12 protein-coding genes are annotated in these 12,644 nt (G+C 35.5%); all 12 read right to left on the reverse strand.

All coding sequences use genetic code 11. The annotated features are described in order from the left end of the window. Nucleotides 1–2 precede the first annotated feature (2 nt). Nucleotides 3–635, reverse strand: coding sequence for a hypothetical protein (locus CI959_RS02825; protein ID WP_057316669.1), 633 nt, complete (start codon nt 633–635; stop codon nt 3–5). A 10-nt stretch (nt 636–645) separates the two neighbouring features. Continuing rightward, the gene (locus CI959_RS02830) at nt 646–1,590 is read right to left on the reverse strand and encodes a hypothetical protein (protein WP_227742525.1); all 945 of its coding nucleotides are present in this window, start codon (nt 1,588–1,590) and stop codon (nt 646–648) included. Between the two features lie 329 nt (nt 1,591–1,919). Continuing rightward, nucleotides 1,920–3,080, reverse strand: coding sequence for a glycosyltransferase (locus CI959_RS02835; protein ID WP_005855151.1), 1,161 nt, complete (start codon nt 3,078–3,080; stop codon nt 1,920–1,922). After that, nucleotides 3,077–4,171, reverse strand: a complete 1,095-nt coding sequence (locus tag CI959_RS02840; protein WP_005855148.1) for a glycosyltransferase family 4 protein — start codon at nt 4,169–4,171, stop codon at nt 3,077–3,079. Before CI959_RS02840 ends, CI959_RS02835 begins: the two co-directional genes overlap by 4 nt. Continuing rightward, nucleotides 4,168–4,887: an acyltransferase gene (locus tag CI959_RS22010; protein ID WP_005855146.1), complete on the reverse strand. Its 720-nt coding sequence runs from the start codon at nt 4,885–4,887 to the stop codon at nt 4,168–4,170. The genes CI959_RS02840 and CI959_RS22010 overlap by 4 nt, the downstream gene beginning before the upstream one ends. A 1-nt stretch (nt 4,888) precedes the next feature. After that, nucleotides 4,889–6,319, reverse strand: coding sequence for a lipopolysaccharide biosynthesis protein (locus CI959_RS02850; RefSeq protein WP_011965864.1), 1,431 nt, complete (start codon nt 6,317–6,319; stop codon nt 4,889–4,891). Continuing rightward, nucleotides 6,312–6,911: an acyltransferase gene (locus tag CI959_RS02855; RefSeq protein ID WP_005855142.1), complete on the reverse strand. Its 600-nt coding sequence runs from the start codon at nt 6,909–6,911 to the stop codon at nt 6,312–6,314. The genes CI959_RS02850 and CI959_RS02855 overlap by 8 nt, the downstream gene beginning before the upstream one ends. A 165-nt stretch (nt 6,912–7,076) precedes the next feature. After that, on the reverse strand, nt 7,077–8,195 hold the full coding sequence (locus tag CI959_RS02860; RefSeq protein ID WP_005855140.1) for a hypothetical protein: 1,119 nt from the start codon (nt 8,193–8,195) through the stop codon (nt 7,077–7,079). A gap of 31 nt (nt 8,196–8,226) precedes the next feature. Beyond that, entirely contained in the window at nt 8,227–9,141 is a 915-nt protein-coding gene (locus CI959_RS02865; RefSeq protein ID WP_005855138.1) for a hypothetical protein, read from the reverse strand. Nucleotides 9,142–9,159: 18 nt separating this feature from the next. Continuing rightward, nucleotides 9,160–10,428 (reverse strand): nucleotide sugar dehydrogenase, encoded by a 1,269-nt coding sequence (locus tag CI959_RS02870; RefSeq protein ID WP_008780975.1) that lies wholly within the window; start codon nt 10,426–10,428, stop codon nt 9,160–9,162. A 2-nt stretch (nt 10,429–10,430) separates the two neighbouring features. After that, complete coding sequence (locus CI959_RS02875) at nt 10,431–11,405, reverse strand: SDR family oxidoreductase (RefSeq protein WP_005855134.1); 975 nt, start codon at nt 11,403–11,405, stop codon at nt 10,431–10,433. 16 nt (nt 11,406–11,421) lie between these two features. Next, nucleotides 11,422–12,627 (reverse strand): UDP-N-acetyl-D-mannosamine dehydrogenase, encoded by a 1,206-nt coding sequence (wecC, locus tag CI959_RS02880; RefSeq protein ID WP_011965862.1) that lies wholly within the window; start codon nt 12,625–12,627, stop codon nt 11,422–11,424. Between the last annotated feature and the right edge of the window lie 17 nt (nt 12,628–12,644).

Consider the following 12,644-nt stretch of genomic DNA (forward strand, 5'->3'; position numbering starts at 1 on the left):
TATTATTTATTGGAATATTTACTGAGATATATTTTGGAGCCTATTTTAAACACATAAAATATTTGATCTATATCAAAACGGCATTTTCTTTGATTAACCATAGAGGGCTTATTGTAAGAAAAGACTATTGTATAAGCTTTTTCTATCTTGTTGTGTTTTAATTCATTTAGACGCCATTTGATCATATAATTATGATAACCGTTCCCTCTAAAATACGAATGTGTGTAAGCATCAAATAATAATGCGGCCTTGTCGTTTTTAAACAATATGGTATCTTCATTATATGCAATAATTCCGAATGAAATCCATGCACTACAGGCTAAAACCCCATTAACAAACACCCCGTATCCTTTCGTGTTTTTTGTCTTGAATCTTTTTTGTAACGTATCTTTTTTTTCTTCTGTTAGATAAGTGATCCATAGCTCGCTATCATAATCTTCCATTTTAAGTTCACGAACCTCTATACCTTTCTCTGAAAGTGAATAGTCAATCTTTTCAACTGTTCGAGACATCAAGTAACATTTTTCCCATTTGATCTTAAAAACGGCATATATGATGCTTTTAAAGACACGCTGCATCATACCCCAAAACCCATATAACCGTATTTTCTCTTTTATAGAAGATGTTATATTCATAAGTATATTGCTATTTTAGGTATGCCCAAAGATGTTCTTTTATATGCTCGTATTCTTTTGTATTGATGATGGGTAATATGACTATCAATAATGATGTCAATTTTAGATGAGTAACATAATCAGCAGAATAGGCGAAATGGGTAAATAAGAACGAAAATAGAATCATATATCTTAAAGTGATGGAAAATGGGTCTTGTTCTGTTTTGTCATGATACAGAATGACTTTTATAAGCCATAAAGACATAAGCACAGCAAATATCATCCCCCCAGAGAAAACATCACGTGTAAAACCGACGATACCATATATTACATTTCTTTCTTTTGTAGCCTCCTCGTCTTTATAGGAACCAAATCCGGAACCAACAAAAAAATATTTGGCATCGTTTAATGCTGATTTTACTATATTTTTAGTCGTCCCTGACCGACCGGTAGAACTTCCATTGTGTTCACTATTCTCGTAAAACATAGCATACTCTATCATACCTGACAGAATTTCCATTCTATCACCACTTGTTTTTATCCGATCATTTAATTTAAACTGTGTTGAAGTTGCCCCTATTATGTATATAGGAAATAATATGACAGTTCCAATGACTATATATCTTACCTTTTTTCGAAGTTCCATCAAGCGATCGCGACGAATATAGATACGCGTAAAAAAAACAGACAGTACAAGTGTAACAGGAGCAATGAAATAGATTGTGCGCTTACCGCTTGAATATCCCACCAATATTGCAGAGGCTATACACAGCAATATCTCATAAATATATTTTCTTGAAAGTTTATTGTTTGAATACAGCAGAATCACCATACATATTGACAGTACAAGCACCAAGAATGTTGTGGCTGTTGATCCACCTAAACTGGACATATAACCGACGTATCCCTCAATTCGTTCTCCTATGATAAATATCTGAATAATAGAAGCAACTCCTTGCAAGATAACAAGTCCCATTAGAAATTTCAATAAGCGGAGGTACTGATAAATTTCAAAATGAGTACTTCTGTAAATATCATACAAGAAGAAAAAATACAAGACAAACCTGATGCTCTTAAAATAAGCAATTGATGAAGCGGTATATATTGAACATATAAACCCTACTGACAACACAAATAGCAATTTATAACAAAGAGGGTTTAAGATATTTTTATAAGACAATAGTGTTATTCCTATAATGAGTATCTCCAATATAGGTTGAGCAGGAATTGGGGTATATCGTTCCCAAAATCCTTGCGTAAAAACAAGAAAGAGTATTGCATACAAAAAATAAAGCTTTACTCGATTTACTGGCATAGTTTATTGCAAAATTTATAAAGATGGTGTACTTGTGCTTTCCATGTAAATTTTTCTTTTACATAATCGATACACACTTGATTTTTGATGAAAGCATTTGTATTGTCGCGTTGCTCTATGATATGGATAATAGCATTAGCAATCTCCTCAACAACGTGCTCATTATTCATATCATAATAGTATACCATATCGCTGTTTTTATCCAGAATATCTGTAAAACATTCCATGTCAGGTGCAAGCACCGGTTTCCCCATTGCCAGATACTCCATAAGTTTTATAGGACTTGACACCCTCCATGCCATAAAATTGGGAAAGGGAAGAACTGGTAAATCACAACGTGCCACCATTGCTGGCATATCAGATAAAGGTTTGGCATCACATAACTTACACCAATGTCCGATTCCTTTTTTCGAAATATAGGTTTTCAAATCTTTGTCCACTATTTTCCCTATTTGGACCAACTCAATTGAATAGCCCTTTTGAGCTATGATTTCGCACGCTTTGATCAAATCCATATTCCCTCGGGAGTGAGATATGCCGCCATGATAAAAGATTCTGAAAGCTTTGGTATCTCTTGTATAATCATATCTATCAGCATCAAATAAATCTATATTGACACCCGAACTCCAATTAACTGTAGGAATCTCACCATTATTACCCGATAAAGACACTTTTTCAAGGAATGGAGTTATAAAACTTAATCCGTCAAAGGATTTACATGCGTGTTTTATCTGACGTTGATATTGAACCATATCCTTTTCAAAAGTTTCAGGTACAGTGGGTAGTGTCCGTACATCCAATACAAACTTATTATTTTTCCCTAATAACTTATTTAGAAAAATTGCTGGTTTCAGGTATTTTACCAAGTCCTGATTACACATCAAGACATTTGAGTCTGAACCCACAACAAGTTGAAGGGTCTTGAATATTATCAATAGACGAAATTCGAGAAATTTGAGGAATTTATTTTTTATTCGGCCTAAGTAAACAATATTCTTGTCAAAGCTATAATACTCTTTTTTCTCCGAAAAAGAACAATAGTAATATAATTCGCCATCAAAATCTAATACATTTTTTATACATTCTGTTCTTGAAGAATAATTAGTAACTCTGTCAAGTTGCTTTGCTTCAAACCAATGGATTGCATTCATAACACTTCAATTATTTTTTTCATGTTTTTGTTTAAATCATGATTTTCCAACGCATATTGGTAAGATTTTTCACCCAATTCCGATATTATTTCAGGGTGTTCAATCAACTTATGAATGGTTGCTACCAAATTTGTCATGTTGGGAGTTAGGAAACCAATTCCTTGACTAGTGAGAATATCGCTGGGATTAGAATTCATACTGACAACGACAACTTTACGCATCCATGCTTGAACAAATGTATTTGAGAAGCCCTCATATTCACTTGTGTTCACTAAAATATGTGCTTCATTCATCAAATCAAAAACCTGTTCTTGATCAAGACTTCCCAGATAATTTAAATAATCTATATGATTCAGATCCTGTAAAAGATTATTGTATTTAGAAGTGGATCTTCCACACATATACATTTCGATTCTATCCGAATGACCTTTTAAATCCTTTGCTAATTGAACAAACAATTCCGGATGTTTCAACTCTTTAAAATTTGCAACCCAGATAATCTTTATCTTATTGTATTTTTTTTGCAAACATGATTCATCAACAGATGGTGTCATTTGGTTTACTAAAATTGATTCTTTCCCATAACGCTTACTTAACATTTGTTGTTGAAAAACGTTCTGAGCGATAATCACATCTGCACCTACCAAACCTTTATTTATGTAATAGGTTTCGATTTGACTGAATAATGGATATAATGGCTTTCCCAATAATTTTCGTGTTACCGAGCTATCAGATGCTAAAGCGTGAGCATGCTTAACTTTATGGTTTTTTGCATACGAGGTAGCTATACCTATCCATGAGGAACCGATTCTCGTATATATCGTATCCGGTTTGATCGCATTTAATTCTCTTAGTATCTGTTTTTCATATAGGAACCACCCTTTTCCACAGAATTTATAATTCTTCATCTTGCATAAGGGATGCAGCACGATGTTCTCCTTATTTTTTATATCTGTTCCCTTATCTTCAAAGATATAATGAATCTCCCAGTTCTGCTGCTTGCAAGCATTAATCAAATAGAGTATCTGTATTTCTGCCCCTCCGCTTGATTGCTCATAATGAGCAGGATATAATATAGCTATTTTTTTCATTCTATCCCGGCAGCCTTTAAGAATTCTTCAAAACCATCATAAATTCTCTTATGATGTTCAACCCAATAATCAAAGCTATCTCTTAACTGACGTTTATAAGGTAAATGGGGGTACAAATGCATATTCTCTTTATCTACGAACAATGGAAATTCTTCCCAAAATTCATCCAATCGCGGTTTCCGATGAAATCTTTCCTCTATACTTTTTGCATAAGCCAATGCTTCACTTATACATTTCGTACTTCTTTTTTTGTAATAATCCTCCACAGTTCCAACTACACGTGCTGGTACACCAACAGCAACACTATTAGCCGGAATATCATGAGTCACAACAGAGCCAAAACCAATAATACAGTTATCACCGATTGTTACCCCTTTGAAAACAGTACAATTTCTCGCAAAATATACATTATTTCCAATCTTTACTTTTCCTGATTGGGGAATGAATTCATGCCATTTGTTGAGTAAAACATAAAATCCCGCATCATGAGTAAGCAAGGTAAAATTCCTATCAATACGGACATAATCTCCGATTTCAACAAGAGATGGTCTTGTAATGTCTATATTTACAGTTTTAATACAAGGGGTCATCCAAATGTTTTCTCCAATCTTAACACCCTGTTTCCTTAGATAATTTATATATCTTTTCTTAGAAGTTTTTGACAGGTGCAATTCCCAATTCCTTATTCGAGATCGTATAACTCTTTTTATATTCATCTTATTTGCACAGCTTTTTCAAATATGTTATATAAATTGTTTTCAGGTTGATATATGTATGGTCTTTTGTTAGTTCGCATAGCGAACATAAAACCACTAAGAAAAACACAGCACTGAACATATCGCCCCAGTAACCCATTTTGAAGAATGACAAAATCACCTTGCTAACAAAAAATGCCGCTAATGGCTTCCACACAATCGAATACCATATTCGATACTGTTTCTTTGTAGAAAAACCTATCCTCTTTCCACAACACGCAGTGTAAGTGTAGGCTGAAATGAAAGCAGCTACCACTTGCCCAACTACAATCATTTCCAAAGAGTAGGTCATGGTTACAAGCAGTGCTATTATTCTTAATACCGTGTCAAGCAAGGACAAATTCCTATATAACGCCGAATCTCCTTGAATTTTAATGATATTCGCATTAACTACTTTTTGAGGGAACGTTAGTGTGATTAGTATAAAAATTGAGAACAGAGGTGCTGCAGGTATCCATTTTTCTCCCAATAATGCATAAAAGGCAAAATCAGATACAGCCATTAGTAAAAACACCATTGCCGATACGATAAAGGTAAACTTACTGAATACCGATAAGTATAAATCATATCTTTTATTCGGATTCTTTTCGTTTGCGATTATCGGATAACTTGCAGTCATTATTATACTTCGAATAGCTTCGCTTGGAACTGTTTGCATTTTATGTGCCTGATTATAAAACCCCAACGAAGACGAGGAAAATGATTTACCAATAATGACGCTATAAATATTTTCTCCTATTCGATTTATAATATACGACAAAAGAAGATTGGAACTATAAGCAAACATTTCTTTGAATCGTTTTTTGTAAAAACAGAAATAAGGTTTCCATTTTCCAATGATAAGCAACAATATAATATTGAATATTGCAATAACAACAGGTTGCAATGCCAAAGCCCAATATCCAAATCCTATAATCGCTAACGTATAAACCACTACGAATGACAATAGCGAACAAATGATATTGATTTGCGACAATTGTTTGAATTTTAATTGCTTTACAAGTTGAACAAATCCAGTTAATGTAATGGCTTTTAATATAAATCCTATGGCAAGAACCCTAGCTATGTTTGTCAATTCATTGCGTCCGAAAAAAATAGCAATATATGGTGCGGCAATGTTCATTACTGCAAACATAAATAAGGCAACTGCAAGATTATACGATGCAATTGTTCCAAAATCTTTTTTATCGCAATCTGATTTGCGAATAAGTCCGTCATTGAATCCTGCATCACTAAGGCTCATGACGATTGTTGTGAATATGGCAAGCATAGCCACCAAACCATAGTCATCGGGAGACAATATCCTTGCAATAAGGATATTGCTGACAAAACTTATAATTTGCGTACCGAATTTATCAACCGCAGACCAAATGTAATGCTTTGTATTACCCATTCCTTTGCTTGACAACTTTTGCCGGTACACCCGCCATTACTGAATAAGGTGGAACATCTTTATTTACAACTGCACCTGCTGCAATAACAGAACCTTTCCCAATTGTAATACCATCAAGAATGGAAACATTTGTTGCTATCCACACATCATCTTCAATGATAATCCCTTTGGATGTGCTACCTTGAGATTTAATTGTATCATCAAGATTCGAAAATACATGATTCATTCCTACTATTACAACATTCGGAGCTATGGACACATTTGAACCTATTGTTACTTGTGCCAATATGTTAGTATTTCGATTTACAGTCGTATTATTTCCGATTGATATAGAACACTCCATGGATCTAATTAATACATTTTCATGAATAAAAACATTGTTCCCGATATTTACATTTCCTCGTATATCAGAATTATCCATTATATGGCAAGCTTTCCCTATTGACAGTGTTTTAAACCCATAAATGTGAACGTTTTTTCCTTTGTAAATATATTTGCTTGAGCCAAAAACAAAAAGAGAATATAATTGGCTTCTCCAATTCCTACAAAGTTGATTTACTTTATTGAAAACTCTTAGTGAATTGTAATTCATTGTATTAATTTTTGCAAACTATATTATAATCAAATAAGAATTAAAGCCATCGGAAATTTCCCCTGGCATCTGAATCAGTCTTTGACAATATAAATCTATCTTAAATTAACGTGTTATTTTTATTATAATGCGATGGTTGACATCAGATAGTGCTTAGCTACCTATTTAATGAAAAAATTGCTTGAAAACAACCATCCAAAATGGTTTTTGGTCGTGCTTGCTAAACACCATAAACCGATCTGTTTTCTTAACATCTTTAAGCCAATTACTCAGGCTGATCTGTCTATGTTTGACATTTTTAAAATCTTGAAATTCCGGCATCACAAGTACCTCTCTCATTGAATCATAACATAATTCACTTTCTATGTTTTCACCGCAATTATAAAGATACCATATATATGGAAGATTCATACCGGAAGCTGTAACACATATCGAGTTCCCATCATTGCGGAAATTTATTTCCATAAAGTAATCAGTACCATTCTTATCCCGAATAAATTCAACACTAAAAAGTCCTGAATAACCTGTGCTTCGTATAAACTCAAAACAAGAAGATTTATCGTAGGTAAACTCTTTAATTGGGAAATATCGCAAAAATCCCGTGTTGCCGTTCATAGGTTGACGAAGTATTATTGATACTCCCGGAATAATTATTTTATCCCCTTCCTTAATAGAACAGCCAATAAGCTGAAATTCAATATCTTTTGAGATATACTCCTGAATTATTATTTTATCGCATCTGCAATGATTTAAATATTTTCTTAACGCACTTTCGTCCTCACAAATAACAATATCCGATTTTGAGCCGTTTTTGCTTACAAGAGGTTTACTGATACATGGGTAAGTAATCGATTCAAATTCAGGATTTGCCGTCGAAATGATAATTGATTTTGGAATATTTAGTCCGCTTTTTACAGCAAGTTGTGCCATTGCACCTTTGTCCATGAAGTGAGTTATCATTCCTTCATCCTTTGAGCCCGGGAGTACAAAATCTTTGGAAAGATTATTGTGGTTCATATCGAGATAACTGGAAATGCAATCATTACAGGCTATAACAATAGCTTTTTCTGCTGTCGTGTGAAGAGAATACATAGCCGATGAAATTTCATTTATATTTGTCACTACTATCTTCTTCTGAATATATTTACTATAACCTACAAATGGTTTAGGATCGTATGGAGATAAAACAATTAACAACGACTTTATACCTTTTTCACCTAAGCTTCTAAGTATTGATAAAGTATTGTGATGATTGCCACCTATAACTACTACTTCTCTATTCATATTATATCGTTTAAATCTGTAGTTGTTTGAACTATTTATGAGATGTAATCTTCATCAGTCTACAAATTAAAGCATAAAGCGAAGAAAACAGTGGAGTTATCGCATATTCTCTTGATTTTTTATCAAAAGCTATTATATTTTGACCTTTATATTCGATATGCGAAAAGTGATGTCCTCCGTGTTTGAATTTATATTTAGGAAAGAAATTAGTCGCAACAAGCGTTTCTTCATATTTATCAATAGATAAATGTGTTACATTAAATATCGACAAATTATTCCCGTAGGATACCGAGCAATCTTGAGCAGGACGGAACAGATTGTTATTATGCGAAAAAACGGAGCCTCCGTTACGAGCAAATTTAGGATTATTCGAGATTGGAGATTGCGGATGTTTTATCCACTTATCGCTTAATAAATCATTGCAGTAATATAATTCATGATAAAAAGAGTTTTCAGTTTTATGTGTAGTAAACAAATAGTAGATGTCGCCCTTGCAAATAATAGATGAGTCTACATATTTTCCATTATCAAAGATAATTTTGTTTAATTTCCATTTATATGGGAAGTCAACACACTCATATAACCTCAACTCATTTGATTCATTACTTTCCGGAAGCATATAAATTTTATCATTTATCTTAAATACATAAGGGAATGACAAATGAAATGGTTCCTTCAATACTACAACCGGTTGAGACCAGTTTTTTAAATCCGATGTCCAAGTACAGACAATATAACCTTTCCCGTTTTTATACTTTTCTTCGTAGAAGAGATATATAGCGTTGTTATACTCAAATAAAAAAGGGTCTGCTTTTATCTGAGTACTTGATCTATAGGAAAAAGCCGGACATTTAAAACTGCCTATAATTTTTGTTTTGTTCCAATCAACAAACTCTTTACTTTCAGTTATTGCAACATAGCTATTCCACAAAGTAAATCTCTTCATTAATGCATTTAATTTAAATTACAATCGACCATTCACTATTTGTTTGTCAAGGAATCCTTTGACATCATAAATTATATGATTGTCGTTAAGCATTGACAATATATCTAACTCCGTAAATTCCTTGTGAGCAACGGCAAGAATTGCAGTGTCATACTTTTTCATTGGAAGTTGATTCGTTACTTTTATTCCATATTCGTGTTCTACGATTGCCGGATTTGCCCATGGATCATAAATTGTTATATTAACATTATACTCTCGTAGAGCATTATAAATATCAATAACCTTTGTGTTGCGCACATCAGGACAGTTTTCCTTGAATGTAAAACCTAATATCAAGATGTTTGCCCCCAACACCTGAATACCTTTTTTCAACATAAGTTTCACTACTTCGTTGGCTACATATTCTCCCATGCCATCATTCATACGTCGACCGGCAAGAATGATTTCAGGGTTGTATCCGTGACGCTGCGCACACTGAGCGAGATAATAAGGATCGACACCTATGCAATGTCCGCCTACAAGTCCCGGCTTGAATGGAAGAAAATTCCACTTTGTGGAAGCTGCCTCAAGCACATCCTGCGTGTCAATTCCCATCTTAGTGAAAATTTTGGAAAGTTCGTTGACAAAAGCGATGTTTATATCACGCTGCGAGTTTTCGATAACTTTAGCGGCTTCTGCCACCTTGATAGTTGAAGCAAGGTGGGTACCAGCTGTAATGACGGACGCATAAACTTCATTCACTTTCTTACCGATTTCAACTGTGGAACCAGAAGTAACTTTCTTGATTTTTTCAACTGTATGAAGTTTATCTCCCGGATTTATACGTTCAGGGCTATAGCCTGCAAAGAAATCTTCATTATACTTCAATCCGGACACTTTTTCCACAACTGGAATACACTCATCTTCTGTAACACCGGGATAAACAGTAGACTCATAGACTACAATATCTCCTTTGGAAATCACCTTTCCAACAGTGGTACTTGCACCATAAAGTGGAGTTAAATCCGGATTGTTGTTCTCATCCACAGGAGTTGGAACTGCTACGATGTAGAAATTACAGTCGCGAATTTGTTCAATATCTGTTGTACATTTAAACCCATGATTGTTAATGGCATCCTGAAGTAGGTCATCAGCAACTTCAAGTGTTGCATCATGCCCCTTCATCAAAGCATTCACACGAGCTTGATTCATATCAAATCCCACAGTAGGATATTTAGTTGAAAAAAGTCGGGCAAGCGGTAAGCCTACATATCCTAATCCGACTACACAAATCTTAATACTTTTCATTTTTATATCAAATTATTCCAATACCATTTCACAGCTTCTTTCAACCCCTCGCGCATACTGTATTGCGGATTATAGCCCAATAACGATTTGGCTTTGTCAATACAAGCCAGAGAATGGGGTATATCTCCTAAACGGTTAGGACCATGAATCACTTCCACTTGAATAATCTCAGAATCAAACTCGCTCAAAAATTCTTTCAGATAGCCTACAAGTTGGTTCAATGTGGTGCGTTCACCGTAGGCTGTGTTATATATCTGATTTACAGCATTCTTATTATTGGTGGTCATAGCCAGCATATTCATCTGAACCACATTGTCTATATAAGTGAAATCGCGGCTGTATTCACCATCACCATTAATAACCGGACTTTCATGAGCCATCAGTTTCTTCACAAACAATGGAATCACAGCGGCGTATGCGCCAAACGGATCCTGACGACGCCCGAACACATTGAAATAGCGCAGTCCGATGCATTCCATACCGTATGTTTTGGCAAACACATCGGCATAGAGTTCGTTCACATACTTGGTAATGGCATAAGGAGATAGTGGCTTTCCTATCACATCCTCGACCTTCGGTAGTGACTTGCTGTCGCCATAAGTAGACGAACTTGCAGCATATATAAATCGTTTCACACCTGCATCTCGGGCGGTTACCAGCATATTCAAGAATCCGGATATATTGGTGTCGTTCGTAGTAATCGGATCTTTGATAGAACGAGGTACGCTTCCCAATGCGGCTTCGTGCATAACGTAATCCACACCCTCCACTGCTTTGCGACAATCTGCCAAAACCCGGATATCACCGACTATCAATTTAAACTTTTCAGAATAGCGTTCTAAAAGCGGGAACACATTCTCTGGCTTACCGGTGGCAAAATTGTCTAAACATACCACTTCATAGTTGTGAGCCAACAAATGCTCACAAAGATTAGAACCAATAAACCCGGCTCCTCCAGTAACCAAAATCTTATTCATATTTTAATTCTCCATCTTATTTCTTAAACACTCCACAAAAATCCAATGTCACCTTATCGCCCCTCCATTCCAGTTCTCTAAATGGAATGTGTGCCGTCAAAAACACCACGATATCTGCTTTGTCATAAGCCTCTTTATAATCAGTCAATTTAAAGACATTGTGTTTTTTTATATTCGGTTCCACAACCAAAATATCGGCATTATTGCAACTCTGCATCACTTTCGTAGTGATGTATTTTGCCGGGCTTTCACGCAAATCGTCGATATTGGGTTTGAAAGCAAGTCCCATCATAGCGACACAAGGTTTGCGATGATGTTTCAATTCAAACTCCAACATGGCATTCTTCACTTTCTCGGCACACCAGAAACTCTTGTAGTTGTTAATTTCACGGGCATCACTAATCAACTTACTTTCCGCAGGGAAATCAGCAGTGATAAAGTATGGATCCACCGCAATGCAATGTCCCCCAACACCGCAACCGGGTTGCAGGATATTCACACGCGGATGCTTGTTGGCAAGATTGACAAGCTCCCAAACATTGATGCCCGCCTTGTCGCAGATAAGCGAAAGCTCATTGGCAAAAGCAATTTGTACATCGCGACTAGAGTTCTCCGTCAGTTTGCACATTTCTGCCGTGCGACAGTTCGTTTTGTGAAGCGTACCTTGTACAAATTGGGAATAGAACTCAAAGGCCTTATCGGTAGATTCAGGATTTAAACCGCCTATGACACGGTCATTATGTACCAATTCATAAATCACATTACCGGGTAATACGCGCTCCGGACAATAGGCAATATAAATCTTACCTTCCAGTTCCGGACGTTCATTAAAGATGATGCGTGCCATGGCCTCTGTGGTTCCTACGGGTGAAGTGGATTCTATTACATAAAGATCCCCTTCTTTCAGCAACGGCAATACCGCATGAGTAGCAGCTTCCACGTAACTCACATCAGGTTCATGGTTTCCCTTGAAAGGGGTAGGAACTACCATAAAATAAGCATCACTTACTTCTGGTGTAACCGAAGCCTTCAACATGCCAGTTTTCACTACTTCCTGTAACATTTTCTCCATACCAGGTTCAATGATGTGTAGATGTCCCGCATTAGTCATTTCCACTACATGGGGATTGATATCAACTCCCGTTATCTGAATGCCGTGCTTGGCAGCGATAATGGCTGTGGGCAAACCAATATAACCCAAGCCCATAAAACATGCTTTCATTCCCTATTGTTAAAAAT

It is taken from the genome of Parabacteroides sp. AT13 (assembly GCF_002272965.1).
In the GTDB taxonomy this organism is placed as follows: domain Bacteria; phylum Bacteroidota; class Bacteroidia; order Bacteroidales; family Tannerellaceae; genus Parabacteroides; species Parabacteroides distasonis.